Raw genomic sequence first — 15903 nt, 5'->3', positions numbered from 1 at the left:
ATGGGCAAGGGCATACGCGGGTGGTGGATCGGGGCGCTGTTGCTGGCCCTGGGGAACGCGGCCTGGGCGGCCGGGGACGAGGGCACGCTGGTGCGCGACGGGGTGGCGGTGGCGCTGCGGATCACGCCCCTGGCCGCGGATGGCGTGCTGCGCGAGGGCGAGTTCGCCGATGTCGGTTTCCGCATCAGCGACAGTGCCTCCGGCCAGCCCCTGGCGGGGTTGGCACCGGGCGCCTGGCTCGACCCGCAGGCCGTCGCCGCGGACCTCGCCCAGGGCCGCGAGCACAGTTGCAAGTCGCGGGTCGGGACCTTCCTCAAGTCGAATATCGGTGCCCGGTCGCTGCTCGATCTGAACAGCTACTTCCTGCTGGTCATGAACCGTGATGCCAGCGTGTCGGTGGTCGATCCGCAGGTGTCGGTCGGCGGGATCACCAGCACCCGGGCGCGGATCGAGCTGAAACAGGCGCCGATGGACTGGGTGACGCCGAAGGACAACAAGCGGGTGTTCGTCTCCATGCCCACCGCCGGCGAAGTGGCGGTCATCGACAGCGAGCGCTTCAAGGTCATCGACAGCATCGCCGCCGGCGACGAGCCTGTGCGGCTGGCCCTGCAACCCGACGAGCGCCTGCTGTGGGTCGGCAACAATGCCCGCACGCCCGTACGCTCCGGGGTCACGGTGATCGATGCGCAGAGCCTCAAGCCGCTGAAGCACCTGGCCACCGGTGCCGGCCACCACGAAATCGCCTTCAGCCAGGACAGCCGCCACGCCTTCGTCAGCAACCGCGACGACGGCACGGTGAGCATCATCGACATCGCCAGCCTGACCCTGAGCAAGCAACTGAAGACCGGCTCGCATCCGCTGTCGCTGGCTTGGTCGCCGCTGTCCCAGGCGGCCTATGTCGCCGACGGCAAGGACGGCACGGTCACGGTCATCGACGCCGCCAGCCTTGCGGTGCGTCGGGTGGTCCAGCTGAAACAGGGGCTGGGCCCGATGGGCTTCAGCCACGACGGACGCTTTGCCGTGGTGCTCAACACCCTGGAGAACCAGGCCTCGATCATCGACGCCGGCAACGACGCCCTGATCCACGACCTGGCGGTGTCCAGCGAGCCTTACCAGGTGGTGTTCAGCCAGGCCTACGCCTATATCCGCGGGCTGTCGTCGGCCAAGGTGACGATGATCAACCTCGCCTCGCTGAGGGCCGGGCGTACGCCGATCAGCCAGGGCTTCGACGCCGGTCCCCAGGCACCGCGCCTGGCGGGCGACCTGCCGCTGGCCGCGAGCCTGGCGGTGACGCGGGACGACAACGCGGTGTTCGTGGTCAACCCGGTGGACAACACCACCTATTTCTACGCCGAGGGCATGAACGCGCCGATGTCCGGCTACCCCAACCGCGGCCAGATGGCGCGCGCCGCGCTGGTGATCGACCGCAGCCTGCGGGAGGTGGCGCCGGGGCTTTACAGCACGCGGGTCAAGCTGCCGCCCGCCGGCCGCTTCGATGTCGCGTTCCTGCTCAACCAGCCGAATATCGTCCATTGCTTCAGTACCCTGGTCGAGCCCGCCGGCGACAGCGCCCGGCTGCCCGGGGTGCCCAGGGTCGAATTCATGCTCGACAGCGCCAGTACGGCCCTCGGCAGCCCGTACCGGGTGCGCTTTCGCATCGTCCAGGGCACGCAGGAGGTGCGCCGGGGCGGGCTCAAGGACGTTCAGGTGCGCTACTTCCGTGCGCCCTCGTCGCGCGCCCGCAGCGTGGCCGCGCGGGAAGTGGACGAGGGCATCTACGAGGTGCCGCTGACCCTGGACCAGCCCGGTGCCTGGTACCTGCATGTACGCGCCGCCTCCCTGGGCGCGGACTTTGGCGACAAGACTTTCGCCAGTGTCCGGGTCGTCCCCGGCGTGGCCCACTGAAGAGGAAACCGACATGAACCGATTCTTGCTGACGCTCGGCCTGCTGTTCGCCGCGATCACCCAGGTCCAGGCACATTCGGCGGGTGAACACGCCGGCCACGGCACGACGGCCGCTCCGTCCAGCGCCCAGGCGACCCAGGTGAGGTTCGCCGACGTCGCCTTGGTCGACCAGGACGGCCGTGCGGTACAGCTGGAAAACGACCTGGTGAAGGACCGGATCGTGGTCATGAGTTTCATCTACACCAGTTGCACCACGGTTTGCCCGGTGGTGTCGTCGATCCTGGGAAAGGTGCAGAAGCAACTGGGCGAGCGGGTTGGCGGCGAGGTGCAACTGGTCTCGATCAGCATCGATCCGCAGCGCGACGATGCCCGGCGCCTCGCCGATTACGCCCGGGCGTTCCAGAACGGTCCCGGCTGGAGCTGGCTGACCGGTTCGCCGAGCGCGGTGACGGAAACCCTCAAGGGCCTGGGCAGCTTCAGCGGCGACGTCAGGAGCCACGCCCCGTTGATCCTGGTGGGCGATGGCAACAGTCGCAACTGGACCCGCTACTACGGCTTCACCGACCCCGAGGTGTTGATCCGGGAAGTGGAAAAGCTGAGCGCGCAACGTCATGCGCAAGCCAGCCACCACGCGCTCGCCCTGGAGCAGCAACCATGAAGATCAGCGACTGGATTGTTCTGTGGGTGTGCTTCTGCGTCTTCACCGCCGTGGTGTTCGCCCATGAACAGCACGCCCCCGAGGCGACGGCGGAACCGGAGAAAACGCTGGCCGCGGAACCGACGGTCCGCGGCACCCACGATGCCCGGACCTGGTTCACCGATACCCCGCTGCAGGACCAGAACGGCGAGACCCTGCGGTTCTACAGCGATGCCCTGGAAAACCGCGTGGTGCTGCTCAACGTGATCTTCACCAGTTGCACCGATGCCTGCCCCCTGATCACCCGCAAGCTCAAGGAGGTGCGGGACATGCTGGGCGAGCAGGCCGAGGGCATTACCTTCATTTCCCTTACCAGTGACCCGCTGCGCGACACGCCGGCGGTGCTCAAGGCCTTTACCCTGAAGCAAGGGGTCGATGATCCCCACTGGCTTTTCCTCACCGGCGACAAGGCGAAGATCGACCTGGTGCTGCGCCGCATCGGGCAGATCGTGCCGTCGCCCGAGCAGCACTCCACGCAACTGATCGTCGGCGATGTGGCCAACAAGCGCTGGAGCAAGATCCGTCCGGATGCGCCGGCCGCCGCCATCGCCCAGCGCCTGCAACTGCTGACCATGCCCGTGGTCGGCCGGTGAGCACGGGCCATGAAGACCTTCCTTGTCCTCGGCCTGTGCTGGCTGGCCGCCCTGGCCAGCGGCGCCTGGGCGCTGACGCTGGACCCCAGCGAGAGCGCCGGCAAGCGCCTGTACCGTGAAGGCCTGTCGGCGAGCGGCGAGCCGCTCATGGCGCGGGTCGGCGCGGCGGGCACGCTGCTGCCGGCCAGCCACCTGCCGTGCGCCGGTTGCCATGGCGCCGACGGCCGCGGGCGACCGGAGGGCGGGGTACGGCCGGTGGACCTTGGCTGGTCGCGGCTGAGCAGTGTGCATGGCCAGCAGCAGGTCAATGGCCGCAGTTACCCGGCCTATGCCGACGGCACCCTGGCCCGGGCGATCCAGGAAGGTCTCGATCCGGCGGGCAACCGGCTCGACCCGAGCATGCCGCGCTTCGTCCTGTCGCTGAACGACCAGCGCAACCTGACCGCCTACCTCAAGCGCCTGGCCGAGGACCGCGATCCCGGCGTGGAGGCCGACAGCGTGCACCTGGGCACCCTGCTGCCCGGCAGCGGGCCTCTGGCCGAGGAGGGCGCCACCGTGGCCGCGCTGCTCCAGGGCTGCATCGCGCGCATCAACCAGGCGGGCGGTATCCATGGCCGCCGGTTACGCCTGACCATCGTCGATCCCGGCCCGGACCGGCACAGTGCCGGGCAGGCCCTCGACCGGCTGCTCGACGAGGAGCAGGTGTTTGCCGTGGTCGCGCCACTGGCACCAGCGCTCGGGCCGCTGCTGGCCCCGCGCCTGGAACGGGCCGGGGTGCCGTTGATCGGCGCGCTGTCGCTGCTCGGCGACGCCGAGTCGAGCCGGCAGATCTTCGAGCCCTTGCCGGGGCTGCGCGAGCAACTGATCGCCCTGGCCGACTACGCCGCACAGCCCCTGGACGCGCGCCAGGGACCGACCCTGATCACCTACCCGGACGAGGCGGACCTGCAACGGGCGGCGCAGAATCTTGGCCAGTACCTGCGGGCCAACGGCTGGCAGGATGTGCGCCTGCAGGCCTCGGACCCGGAGCAGGCGGCAGCGCTGCCGATGCCGCGCTCGGTCTTCTACCTGGGCAATGGCAGCGGTTTCAGCGCGTTCGCCAGCCGCCTGCAGGCGGCCGGACAGACACCTTACCTGTTCGCCGTCGCCAACCAGGTGGCCGGCGATCTGCTGCAGGTGCCGGAGGGTTTTTCCCGCCGGGTCTTCCTGGCCTATCCCTTCGTGCCCGGCGACTGGACGCCGGCCGGGCGCCAGGCACTGACCCAGGTCCGTGCAGCGGCGGGCCTCGACGGGCAGTACGCGGTGCTGCAAGTGGCGGCGTTCAGCTCGATGCTGCTGCTGGGCGAGGGCATGAAGCAGGCCGGCCGCGACATCAGCCGTGAACGGCTGGTCGACGCCCTGGAGGGCCTGCATGACTTCGCCACCGGCCTGACCCCGCCGATCAGCTTCGGCCCCGGCCGCCGCCTGGGCCTGAACGGCGCCCATGTGGTGACCCTGGAACTGCCCGAGCAGCGCTTCTACCTGGTGGCGCCCTATAAACCCGTTGCCGCGATGCCGTGACCGGAGTCCGCCCATGAAACTCAATGATTGCCTGATCCTGCTGGTCCTGTGGACACCCTGGGCGCTGAGCGCCAACGAGCCGGTGGTCGCGCGGGTCAATGGCGAGGAGATTTCGGCGTTTCGCCTGGAACGCTATTTCGCCGAGTACCTGGAGGACCAGGGGCGGGCGCTGGGCAGCATCCGCAGTCCCAAGGCCTACCAGCAGTTGCGGCGACAGGCGCTGGACGCCCTGATCGACAAGGAACTGCTCTGGCAGGAAGCGCTCCGGCGCGGGGTGCGGATCAGCGACGAGGTGGTCGCCACCCAGATCGAGCAGACCCGCCAGGCCATGGGCGGCGCCGAGGTGTTTGCCCGGCGGCTGGCCGACGCGGGGTTCGACGAGGCCGGTTATGCCGACTACACCCGGCGCGAACTGGCGGCCCGGCAGATGTTCGACGAACTGACCACGGTCGCCGCGCCGGACGACGGGCAGGTCCGGGCCTTCTATGCGCAACACCGCGCCGAGATGAGTCGGCCGGAGCAGGTCCAGGCCCGGCATATCCTGATCAAGGTCGCCCGTGATGCCGATCCCGCCGCGGTCGAGGCCGCGCGGCTACGCTTGGAAGAAGTCCGCCGGGAAATCGATGCGGGCGAGGACTTCGCCAGTGTCGCCAGACGCCGCTCCGAAGATGCTTCCGCCGGCGTGGGGGGCGACCTGGGTTACTTTCCCCGGGGCCGCATGTTTCCGGAGTTCGAGGCCGCGGCCTTTGCCATGGCTTCCGGCGAGATCAGCCAGGCAGTGCGTACGGATGTGGGATGGCACCTGATTCTCTTGCAGAACCACTTGGGGGCAGCCGATGTCTCAGAACAACAAGGATTGGAAATGGTTCGCACTTACCTCGCCCGCGAGCAACGGGCGAAGGCCCGGCAGCACGCCCTGGCGCAGTTGCGCTCGAGCAATCGGATCGAACGGATCGACGATGACCGCAGCCGTTTTCCCCACTAGTGGGGCAAACGCCCGAGACCCTGTCCGCAGATGCCCCCGTGTTTGGGGGAGAGCCTTTCGAGTGTAGAAAAATACTTATGGATATCAATCATATGCAGCGCTGGCTGGAGCGTTGTGAAGCCTGGCATGAAGTGTGCTCAAGCCTAAGCAAGGCACACACTCCACCAGGCCCGGCTCTCGGATCCGCGGCTACAAGGAGACCGCCTTGTTGAACAAAGTACTGGTTGTTGAAGACGAACAGCTGCTTGCACGGAACCTCCAGGATTACCTGCAGGCGCAAGGGCTGGAAGTCCTGATAGCGCACGACGGCGCCACGGCCATCGGAGTTGCCGAAGGTTTCGCGCCCGATGTGATGGTGTTCGATTACCGCTTGCCCGATATGGAAGGTTTTGACGTTCTCGATGCCGTTCGCCAGGACAGGAAATGCCACTTCGTGCTGATTACCGGGCACCCCACCACGGAAGTCTGTGATCGGGCCCGGGCGCTGGGAGTCAGTCATATCCTGTTCAAGCCGTTCCCCCTGGCGGAGCTGGCCCGAGCGATCTTCGACCTGCTGGGGGTGGAGCGCGAACCCGGAGCAGCCGTGACCCGCGCCGAGGGCTTCGTCGAACGCCGCCAGAACAAGACTGAGAGCTTCCCGCTGCAGATGTACGACGGCAGTTGGGTGCTGGCGGACCGCCGACGAAGCGCGACCTCCCTGGCCCCAGACGACGAACACTTGCTCACCGGGGAGTAGTGACGCGACAAGACGTTCCGGCCTGGGCCGAAATGGCTCGCCGCGTCGATAGGGCTCAAAGCCCCCCGGCGTTGGAGAGCAAGCCATGGACCGTCTGTCCCTTGCCTTGGAAACGGTGCAGTCAGCCCCTGTACCGTTGCGTTTCAGCAGTGAACAGCTGGCTCAGGCCCGCGCCCGTGCCGCCAGTTCCGGCGAACGACTGCTCGACGCCCTCGGGGCGCTCAGCGAACTGGCGCCCATGCCTTTCATCCACTGCCTCGGCGCCACGCTGCACTACCCGGTGCTGGACAGCGACGCCCTGTTCAGCGCCACCCCGGTGTTCGACCGGGTCACCCTGGCGCAATGCCTCAAGCGCGAATTCATCCTGCTGCGTCACGACGAGAGCGTCATCGGCGTGTTCGCCGATCCCTTCGACAATGCCCGCCTGGCCTGGATCGACGATTGCCTGCACGGTGCCGCGCTGTACCTGGTGCATGCCGACGACCTCAAGGCCTACCTGGCCCGTCACGAAGAAAGCTTCCATGCGGTGGAGTCGCTCAACGCCCAGGCCGACACCCAGACCGAAAGCGACACCCTGCAGAGCCTGTCCCTGACCAGCATCAGCGAAGACGCCAGCGTGGTGGTCAAGCTGGTCAACTCGACCCTGTACGACGCGCTGAAAATGCACGCCAGCGATATCCACCTGGGCACCACCGGCAACGGCCTGGTGATCAAGTACCGGATCGACGGGGTGCTGAACAACATCAGCAAGATCCAGGGCAACGAATTCGCCGAGCAGGTGATTTCCCGGGTCAAGGTCATGGCCGAACTGGACATCGGCGAAAAACGCGTGCCCCAGGACGGGCGTTTCAAGATCGGCATCAGTGGCCGGCAGATCGACTTCCGGGTCTCGATCATGCCGAGCATCTTCGGCGAAGACGCGGTGCTGCGGGTGCTGGACAAACAGGACCTGGCCGACAAGGTCTGCGGCGTGCAACTCCAGGCCCTGGGCTTCGCCGAGGCGACCCTGGCTCAGTTGCGCCGGCTGGCCGCCGAGCCCTACGGCATGGTGCTGGTCACCGGGCCCACCGGCAGCGGCAAGACCACCACCCTGTACGCGATGATCACCGAGATCAACCACGGCGTGGACAAGATCATCACCATCGAGGACCCGGTGGAGTACCAGTTGCCGGGTGTCCTGCAGATTCCGGTCAACGAGAAGAAGGGCCTGACCTTCGCCCGGGGCCTGCGTTCGATCCTGCGTCACGACCCGGACAAGATCATGGTCGGCGAGATCCGCGACCCCGACACCGCGCAGATCGCCGTGCAGTCGGCCCTTACCGGGCACCTGGTGTTCACCACCATCCACGCCAACAACGTGTTCGACGTGATCGGTCGCTTCACCCAGATGGAAATCGACCCCTACAGCCTGGTCTCGGCGCTCAACGCGGTGCTCGCCCAGCGCCTGGTGCGCCTGGTCTGCACCAGCTGCGCCGTGCCGTGCGAGCCCGATGCCGACGAGCTGCAACGCTCCGGGCTCGATCCCCGGCAGGTCGGCCACTACCGCTTCGTCCATGGCAAGGGCTGCGGCCATTGCCGCGGCAGCGGCTATCGCGGCAGAACCGCGATCGCCGAGTTGCTGCACCTGGATGACGAGCTGCGGCAGATGATCGTCGAGCGCCAGCCGGTGGTGAAAATCAAGGCGCTGGCCTGTAGCCGCGGCTTGCGCCTGCTGCGCGAATCGGCCCTGGAACTGGTGCAGGAAGGGCGTACCACGCTCGAGGAGATCAACCGTGTCACTTTTATCGCGTGATCGTTATATCGCCGTGCTCGGTGCCAACGGTGTCGGCCTGGGTCAGTGCCAGGCCGGTGCGCGGCGCTGGCTGGGCAGCGTCGGCTTCATCGACGAAGGCTTCCACGGCTGGGCCGTCGCCCTGGAAACCCTCGACCTGCTGCTCGCCGAACACACGCGCGCCGGTGCCCGTCTGGACGTGGTGATCTCGGCGCACTTCAGCCGCTTCTGCCTGGTGCCGTGGAGCGAGCAGATCAACCGCCCGGATGAACTGCAAGGTTTCGCCAGGCTGTGCTTCGAGGACCTGTACGGCACGCCGGAGCAGGCCTGGGACCTGGTGCTGTCGGCCGAAGCGGCCGGCCACCAGCGCATCGCCAGCGCACTCCCGCACGCTCTGCTGGAGCACCTGCGCGGCCTGGCCCGCAGCCGCGGCCTGCGCCTGCGCTCGGTCCAGCCGTACCTGATGGCGGCGTTCAATCGCTTCGACCGGCAACTGAGCGGCGACGACTTTCTGTTCGTCGTCGCCGAGCCGCTGCGCAGCGTCCTCCTGTTGGCCCGGGAAGGGCGCTGGACGGCGGTGCGCTCGGTGGGTGGCAACGACAGCGATGCGGCCCTGGCGGCGTTGATCGGTCGTGAAAGCCAGTTGCAGGCGTCCGCCAGCGAGCGCCCGTTGCCCCTCTACCTGCACGCGCCCGGTCGTATCGAGTCGCCGCCCCAGGTACCGGGGGTGACGCTGTGTGACCTGGATGACGCCGCCGATGGCGTGCGCGACAGCCTGTATGCCATGTGCCGGGCGGTGGCCTGAGATGCGCCCGCTCATGCTCGACTTCCAGCAGGGGCGCCGCTCGGGGCCCCTGGGCTGGGGCCTGCTGATCGCCGGGGGACTGCTGGCCCTGGTCTGCCTGGCCGGCCAGTGGTACCTCGACAGCCTGACCGGACAGCAGCAGGGCCACCTGCACAGCACCCGCCGCGCGCTCACCGGCGACAACGACGCCAGGCCCGAACTGAGCCCGGCGCAAACCCGCGAACAGGCACAGAACCTCGCCGAGATGCGCAAGGTGTCGCAGCAACTGCGCCGGCCCTGGGAGCGCCTGTTCGCCACCCTGGAGAGCCTGCCGCGCAAGGATATCGCCTTGCTCAGCCTGACCCCGGACGCGCGCAAGGGCCAGTTGCGCCTCAGCGCCGAGGCCCGTGATCTCGAGGCCATGCTCGACTTTCACCGGCGCCTGGAGGCCAGCGACGAGCTGTCCGATGTGTCGCTGCTGAGCCACGAGATCGTGGTCGGCGTGGCGGAGCATCCGGTGCTGTTCAACCTGTCGGCCACCTGGGAGATCGGCGATGCGAATCCCTAGATTGATCGTCCACGAATACCTGCAAGGCCTCGGCGCTCCCGGCCTGCTGGGCGCCGCGTTGCTGCTGGTGGCGCTGCTGTACGGCCTGGCGGGCCTGGTGCCGGACTGGCGCTCGCTGCAACAGCTCAGGCAGGAAACCCGCGAGGCCAGCGAATACCTGGCCAGGGTCGAAGACGGCAGCCTGGCGGCGCCGGCGGTACCGCAACGCCAGCTCGACGACTTTCGCCGCAAGCTGCCGTCCCAGCCCCTGGCGACGGTGGCCATCGACCGCATCTACGCCCTGGCCGCCCAGGAGCACATCACCCTGGCGCGGGGCGAATACGCCCTGGGCATCGACCCGAAAACCCACCTGGCGCGCTACCAGATCCTCTTGCCGGTGCGCGGCAGTTACCCGCAATTGCGGCGCTTCCTGCATGCCTTGCTGGGCCAGTTGCCGGCGGTGGTGGTGGAGGACGTGGAGTTCCAGCGCAAGAAGATCGCCGACACCGACCTGACCGGGCGGATCCGTATGACCCTTTATCTGTCGAGGTCGTGATGAACGGCAAACGCGCGACGGGCTGGTTGGCGTTCCTCGGCGTGGCGGCCGTGCTGGCCTGGGCGCCTGGCTACTGGCTGGACGAGCGGCAAGCCGACGAGGCGGGCGTGGCCCTGGCGACCCCGGCGAAACAGGCGCCGCGCAGCGCGCCGCCGGCAGCCCCGGCCAAGGGCGAAACCGCGCCGATCCGCGACCTCAGCCCGGTCGGCGATCTGTTCGCCAGCCACAGCTGGAAGGCCGCGCCGACCCTGGCCACGGTCACCGAGCAGCCGGTCAGCCCCGCCCCGGCGGTGCAGGCGCCGAGCGTGCCGGACATGCCGTTCCAGTTCGTCGGCAGGCTCGATGACCGGCGTGACCTGCAGGTGTTTCTGCAGGATGGCGAAAAAATCTACGTCGTGCGCAAGGGCGACGTGATCGACGAAACCTGGCGGGTCGAGGGCATTTCCGAGCTGGAACTGAGCTTCGTCTACCTGCCGCTGCACGTGTCCCGGACACTGTCCGTGGGGAGCTCGCAATGAACCGAAACCGTCTGATGATGAGCCTTGGCCTGTGCGCCGCGCTCGCCGCATGCAGCTCCGCGCGGGTCGCCAACGAAGAGGCCAGCGACCTGATCGAGTCGGGCCAGTACGAGGCCGGCCTGGCGCGGATCGAGGAAGGCCTGCGCGAGAATCCGCGCGATACCGAGTTGCACCTGGCCCTGAACACCGGGCGGGCCCGGGCGATCACCGCCTTGCTCGGCGAAGGCGATCGCGAACGCGCCCAGCGCAATGTAGCCGCGGCCCGCCTGGCCTATGGCCGGGCCCTGAATATCGAACCGAACAACCGCCGCGCCCAGGACGCCCTGCGCCAGTTCGACTACCTGCGCAGCCAGGACGAGCAGATCGAACGGGCCCGTGGCGACCTGCGTCGTGGCGACATCCTTGGCGCCGAGCGCCAGGTTCGGCAGATCCTCGAACTGGATCCGAAGAACGAGGCGGCCCTGGAACTGCAAAGCAATATCCGCCTGGTGCAGAGCCGCAATGTCGTGCAGTACCCGCAACTGCGCACGCGCCTCGAACGGCCGGTGACCCTGGAATTTCGCGACGCCAACCTGAAGACCATCTTCGAAGTGCTGTCCCAGGTCGCCGGCCTCAACTTCATCTTCGACAAGGACCTGCGGCCGGACATGAAAGCCACCATCTTCGTGCGCGACGTGCGCATCGAGGACGCCGTGGCCCTGCTGCTGCAACAGAATCAGCTGCACCAGAAAGTGGTCAACGAGAACACCCTGCTGATCTACCCGGACTCGCCGCAGAAGCTCAAGGACTACCAGGAACTGGTCATGCGCACCTTCTACCTGACCAGCATCGACGCCAACACCGCCCTGAACATGATCAAGACCATGCTCAAGACCCGTGACGTGTTCGTCGACGAGCGTCTCAACACCCTGACCATGCGCGACAGCGAGGATGCGATCCGCATGGCCGAGAAGCTGTTGCAGTCCCAGGACCAGTCCAACCCGGAAGTGGTCCTGGAAGTGGAAGTGATGGAAGTGGCCCGACAACGCATTCTCGACCTCGGCCTGCAATGGCCGAACACCTTCGGGGTGCTGAACAGTGACGGCGGGGCGGTGACCGTGCTCGATCAACTCAAGGGCATCAATTCCAGCCGGATCAGCATCTCGCCATCGCCCCAGGCCAAGATCAACGCCCAGGACAACGACATCAACACCCTGGCCAGCCCGGTGATTCGCGTCAGCAACCGCGAGCAGGCGCGTATCCACATCGGCCAGCGGGTACCGATCATCAGCGCGACCTCGGTGCCGTCGACCCAGGGCCCGGTGATCACCGAAAGCGTCACCTACCTCGATGTCGGCCTGAAGCTCGAAGTGCAGCCGGTGGTGCACCTGAACAACGAGGTGGCGATCAAGATCGCCCTGGAAGTCAGCAACGCCACGCCGCTGGAGCCGACCCGCCAGGGCACCATTCCGGTCCAGGTCGATACCCGCAATGCCCAGACCACCCTGCGCCTGCACGACGGCGAAACGCAGATTCTCGCCGGCCTGGTGCGCAACGACCATGGCGCCACCGGCAACAAGATTCCCGGGCTGGGCGACATCCCCGGGCTGGGGCGTCTGTTCGGCAGCAACAAGGACACCTTCGGCAAGTCGGAGCTGGTGCTGTCGATCACCCCGCGCATTGTGCGCAACCTGCCGTACCAGAGCCCTTCGGACATGGAATTCCCGACCGGCACGGAAACCAGCATGCACATCCAGGCGCCGGACCGGCGGCTGAACGAGGCGAGCGTCGGCGCAACCCCGGTGGCGGCCAGCACCGCTGTCGTCGTCGAGAAGCCCTGATCATGAACGCCTCGCAACGTGGTTTCACCCTGATCGAAGTGGTCGTCACCCTGGCCCTGATCGGTCTGCTGGCCGGCCTCGCGGCGCCGCTGACCGAAACCGTGGTACGCCGGGGCAAGGAGCAGGAGCTGCGCACCGCGCTCTACCAGATCCGCGATGCCATCGATGCCTACAAGCGCGCCTTCGATGCCGGCTACATCGAAAAGTCGCTGAACAGCAGCGGCTACCCGCCGAACCTGCAGGTGCTGGTGGAAGGCGTGCGCGATGTGCGCAGTGCCAAGGGCGCCAGGTTCTATTTCCTGCGGCGCCTGCCTCACGACCCGCTGACCCCGGCCAAGGCCGAGGACGGCGGTGGCTGGGGGCTGCGCGCCTACGACAGCCCTGCGCAGAACCCGCGGGAAGGCGCGGACGTCTTCGACGTCTACTCCAGGGCCCGGGGCAAGGGTCTCAACGGCATCGCCTACCGGGAGTGGTGAGCTTATGCACCGGGAAAAGGGCTTCACCCTGCTGGAACTGATGGTGGTCATGGCGATCATCGCCACCCTGATGACCATCGCCATGCCGCGCTACTTCAACAGCCTCGACGCCTCCAGGGAAACCACCCTGCGCCAGAGCCTGTCGGCCATGCGCGAAGCGCTGGACCACTACTACGGCGATACCGGGCATTACCCCGAGTCCCTCGAACAACTGGTGGAACAGCGCTACCTGCGCAACCCGCCGATCGACCCGATCACCGAGCGCAAGGATTCCTGGGTGATGGTCGCGCCCCCCGAAGGCGTCGCCGGTGGCGTGGCCGATATCAAGAGCGGAGCCAGCGGGAGGGCGCGCGATGGCAGCCTGTACGCCGAGTGGTAGCACCGCGCGGGAAGGGGGCTTCACCTACCTGGGCGTGCTGTTGCTGATCATGCTCATGGGGGCTGCCCTGGCCGGAGCCGGCGAAGTCTGGTCGATCGTTGCCCAGCGCGAGCGGGAACGCCAGTTGCTCTGGGTCGGCACCCAGTACGCCCAGGCGCTGCGCAGCTACTACCGGGCCTCGCCGGGCCTGGCCCAGTACCCGAAAGCCCTCGAGGACCTGGTGCAGGACGACCGTTTTCCGTCGGCCAGGCACCATATCCGCCAGCTCTACCCGGACCCGCTCGGCGCCGGCGAGTGGACCCTGCAGCGCGGTTTCGACGGACGCATCACCGGTATCGCCAGTTCTTCCACCGAGACCCCGCTGAAGCAGGCGGACTTTCCCGTCCAGTGGTCCGACTTCAACGGCCTGGGCCGCTACAGCGACTGGCAGTTCGTCGCCGAAAAGGCCTTTCTCGAAAGCGCCTCCGGTCGCAGCAAAGGGCCGCGGCCATGAACCGTCACGCGCTGGTCGCCCTGGCCCTGGCGGTGCTGATGCCCTTCGCCGTGGCCAGGGCGGACGAGGAAATGCTCGGCTTCATCGTCGACGACACCATTTCCCATATCGGCCACGACTTCTATTACGCCTTCAGCGAGCGGCTGCGGGCCACCAGCCCGATGGATTTCAACCTGGTGGTACGGGAACGCCCGTCGGCACGCTGGGGCAGCCTGGTCACCGTCGAATATCAACAGCGCCTGGTGTACCGGCGCTTCCTCGCCCCGAACACGGTGGAACTCAAGGACGAGGCCTATCAGGCCGCCGATTGGGTTCGCGGGCAGATCGCCCAGCGCAAGCTGGAAAACCTGTTGCAAGACACCACGGACCTCGAGAGGGACGAACTATGAACACCACCACACCTGGCCGGCGCGCCTGCCTGCTGCTGGCCGGCCTGGGCAGCTGCGCCCTGGTCCAGGCCACCGAGCTGGTCTACACCCCGATAAATCCGTCGTTCGGCGGCAACCCGCTGAACGGCACCTGGCTGCTGAACAACGCCCAGGCACAGAACGACTACGACGACCCCGACCTCAAGGCTCGCACCACGCCGGCCGGCACCACTGCGCTTGAGCGTTTCACCGCGCAATTGCAGTCGCGGTTTCTCGGGCAGTTGCTGGACAACATCTCCAACGGCGGCACGGGGACCCTGTCCACCGACGCCTTTATCGTCGATGTCACCGACGACTCCGGGGCACTGACGATTGTCGTGACCGACCGGGCGAGTGGCGAGATATCGGAAATCCAGGTCAATGGCCTCGCTCCCTGACGGGAGCCTTGGGCCGATGGGGAGTAACGGTCATGAAAAAAGTACTGATGCTGGGGCTGTTGGTCGCCGCGCTGCAGGGTTGCAGCCTGCGCGACACCATGCCGGCCGAGCAGGACACGGAGACACCGACCCTGACACCGCGGGCCTCGACCTATTACGACTTGCTCAAGATGCCCCGGCCCAAGGGCCGGCTGATGGCCGTGGTCTATGGCTTTCGTGACCAGACCGGGCAATACAAGCCGACCCCGGCCAGTTCCTTCTCCACCAGCGTGACCCAGGGCGCGGCCAGCATGTTGATGGATGCCCTGCAGACCAGCGGCTGGTTCGTGGTGCTGGAGCGCGAGGGGCTGCAGAACCTGCTGACCGAACGCAAGATCATTCGCGCCTCGCAGAAAAAGGCCAACACGCCCGTCAATATCCAGGGCGAACTGCCACCGCTGCAGGCGGCCAACCTGCTGCTCGAAGGCGGCATCGTCGCCTACGACACCAATGTGCGCAGCGGGGGGGAGGGTGCGCGCTACCTGGGGATCGACCTGTCCCGCGAATACCGTGTCGACCAGGTGTCGGTCAACCTGCGGGCCGTGGATGTCCGCAGTGGCCAGGTCCTGGCGAACGTCATGACCAGCAAGACCATCTACTCGGTGGGACGCAGTGCCGGGGTGTTCAAGTTCATCGAATTCAAGAAGCTGCTGGAGGCCGAGGTTGGCTACACCACCAACGAGCCGGCGCAACTGTGTGTCCTGTCGGCCATCGAAGCGGCGGTCGGGCACCTGCTGGCCCAGGGGATCGAACGCAGGTTGTGGCAGGTGGCGGGAGATGGCTCCGCGCCGGTGCAGAATGAAACGCTGGAGCGGTATCTGTCGCAGAGCATGATTGAGCCGGAGGGGGAGTGAGGGTGGGCATGCTCCATAGGTATCTACACAAATTTGAGGGTCCGGAGGGAAACCGAGTCAAGGCTGCCAAGTGCTTGCCATGACAGGTGCAGTGCCCTTGAGATCGAGCGCCGCCCGCGCGGCGCATCGCTGTGCATGGCGGTGCTCTTCTGGCGCCCTCCAGATCGAGCGCCGTCCGCACGGCGCTTCGCGAGCAAGCTCGCTCCCACAGTTTGTTGCAACGAACCTATGTCTGATAGACCGCCATTGACCGCTTTGTGTGTTCGACTCGATACCGAGTCGAACCCAACTGTGCTGGTCTAATGGCTCCGGACACCTCAATTAGGGAGAATCCCCCTACTGAGGAGTACCCCCGATGACCAAGAAGTACAGAAGATTCACCACC

Annotated in this window: 18 protein-coding genes; all 18 read left to right on the top strand. The window is 66.8% G+C overall.

The features are described 5' to 3' along the window. On the top strand, window positions 1-1905 hold the full coding sequence (locus tag CHB99_RS27770; protein ID WP_084702993.1) for a YncE family protein: 1905 nt from the start codon (window positions 1-3) through the stop codon (window positions 1903-1905). Window positions 1906-1918: 13 nt separating this feature from the next. Further along, a complete protein-coding gene (locus CHB99_RS27765) occupies window positions 1919-2563 on the top strand; it encodes an SCO family protein (RefSeq protein WP_042129879.1) in 645 nt (214 codons plus the stop codon). After that, on the top strand, window positions 2560-3195 hold the full coding sequence (locus CHB99_RS27760; protein WP_042129877.1) for an SCO family protein: 636 nt from the start codon (window positions 2560-2562) through the stop codon (window positions 3193-3195). Before CHB99_RS27765 ends, CHB99_RS27760 begins: the two co-directional genes overlap by 4 nt. A 9-nt stretch (window positions 3196-3204) precedes the next feature. Further along, a complete protein-coding gene (locus CHB99_RS27755; RefSeq protein WP_042129875.1) occupies window positions 3205-4755 on the top strand; it encodes a cytochrome c/ABC transporter substrate-binding protein in 1551 nt (516 codons plus the stop codon). 13 nt (window positions 4756-4768) lie between these two features. Continuing rightward, window positions 4769-5740: a peptidylprolyl isomerase gene (locus CHB99_RS27750; RefSeq protein WP_042129872.1), complete on the top strand. Its 972-nt coding sequence runs from the start codon at window positions 4769-4771 to the stop codon at window positions 5738-5740. A gap of 205 nt (window positions 5741-5945) precedes the next feature. Then, the gene (locus CHB99_RS27745) at window positions 5946-6476 is read left to right on the top strand and encodes a response regulator (RefSeq protein WP_042129870.1); all 531 of its coding nucleotides are present in this window, start codon (window positions 5946-5948) and stop codon (window positions 6474-6476) included. Between the two features lie 85 nt (window positions 6477-6561). After that, on the top strand, window positions 6562-8268 hold the full coding sequence (locus CHB99_RS27740) for a GspE/PulE family protein (protein WP_042129869.1): 1707 nt from the start codon (window positions 6562-6564) through the stop codon (window positions 8266-8268). Further along, complete coding sequence (locus CHB99_RS27735; protein ID WP_042129867.1) at window positions 8249-9052, top strand: hypothetical protein; 804 nt, start codon at window positions 8249-8251, stop codon at window positions 9050-9052. Before CHB99_RS27740 ends, CHB99_RS27735 begins: the two co-directional genes overlap by 20 nt. A gap of 1 nt (window position 9053) precedes the next feature. Then, complete coding sequence (locus CHB99_RS27730) at window positions 9054-9599, top strand: pilus assembly protein (protein WP_042129865.1); 546 nt, start codon at window positions 9054-9056, stop codon at window positions 9597-9599. Then, window positions 9586-10134: a GspMb/PilO family protein gene (locus tag CHB99_RS27725; protein ID WP_042129863.1), complete on the top strand. Its 549-nt coding sequence runs from the start codon at window positions 9586-9588 to the stop codon at window positions 10132-10134. The genes CHB99_RS27730 and CHB99_RS27725 overlap by 14 nt, the downstream gene beginning before the upstream one ends. After that, the gene (locus CHB99_RS27720; RefSeq protein ID WP_042129862.1) at window positions 10134-10652 is read left to right on the top strand and encodes a hypothetical protein; all 519 of its coding nucleotides are present in this window, start codon (window positions 10134-10136) and stop codon (window positions 10650-10652) included. The genes CHB99_RS27725 and CHB99_RS27720 overlap by 1 nt, the downstream gene beginning before the upstream one ends. After that, a complete protein-coding gene (locus CHB99_RS27715; RefSeq protein WP_042129858.1) occupies window positions 10649-12472 on the top strand; it encodes a type II secretion system protein GspD in 1824 nt (607 codons plus the stop codon). The genes CHB99_RS27720 and CHB99_RS27715 overlap by 4 nt, the downstream gene beginning before the upstream one ends. 2 nt (window positions 12473-12474) lie before the next feature. Beyond that, window positions 12475-12948: a type II secretion system protein gene (locus tag CHB99_RS27710; RefSeq protein ID WP_042129856.1), complete on the top strand. Its 474-nt coding sequence runs from the start codon at window positions 12475-12477 to the stop codon at window positions 12946-12948. A 4-nt stretch (window positions 12949-12952) separates the two neighbouring features. Then, the gene (locus tag CHB99_RS27705; RefSeq protein WP_042129854.1) at window positions 12953-13327 is read left to right on the top strand and encodes a type II secretion system protein; all 375 of its coding nucleotides are present in this window, start codon (window positions 12953-12955) and stop codon (window positions 13325-13327) included. Further along, the gene (locus tag CHB99_RS27700) at window positions 13302-13820 is read left to right on the top strand and encodes a type II secretion system protein (protein WP_042129851.1); all 519 of its coding nucleotides are present in this window, start codon (window positions 13302-13304) and stop codon (window positions 13818-13820) included. The genes CHB99_RS27705 and CHB99_RS27700 overlap by 26 nt, the downstream gene beginning before the upstream one ends. Next, on the top strand, window positions 13817-14209 hold the full coding sequence (csgE, locus tag CHB99_RS27695; RefSeq protein ID WP_042129850.1) for a curli production assembly/transport protein CsgE: 393 nt from the start codon (window positions 13817-13819) through the stop codon (window positions 14207-14209). Before CHB99_RS27700 ends, csgE begins: the two co-directional genes overlap by 4 nt. Continuing rightward, on the top strand, window positions 14206-14625 hold the full coding sequence (locus CHB99_RS27690; protein ID WP_042129848.1) for a curli assembly protein CsgF: 420 nt from the start codon (window positions 14206-14208) through the stop codon (window positions 14623-14625). The genes csgE and CHB99_RS27690 overlap by 4 nt, the downstream gene beginning before the upstream one ends. A gap of 32 nt (window positions 14626-14657) precedes the next feature. Continuing rightward, window positions 14658-15518, top strand: a complete 861-nt coding sequence (locus CHB99_RS27685; protein WP_042129846.1) for a CsgG/HfaB family protein — start codon at window positions 14658-14660, stop codon at window positions 15516-15518. The last annotated feature ends 385 nt before the right edge of the window (window positions 15519-15903 follow it).

This window comes from Pseudomonas japonica, assembly GCF_900188455.1.
Lineage (GTDB): Bacteria > Pseudomonadota > Gammaproteobacteria > Pseudomonadales > Pseudomonadaceae > Aquipseudomonas > Aquipseudomonas japonica.
This window is presented reverse-complemented; position numbering and strand designations above follow the sequence as displayed.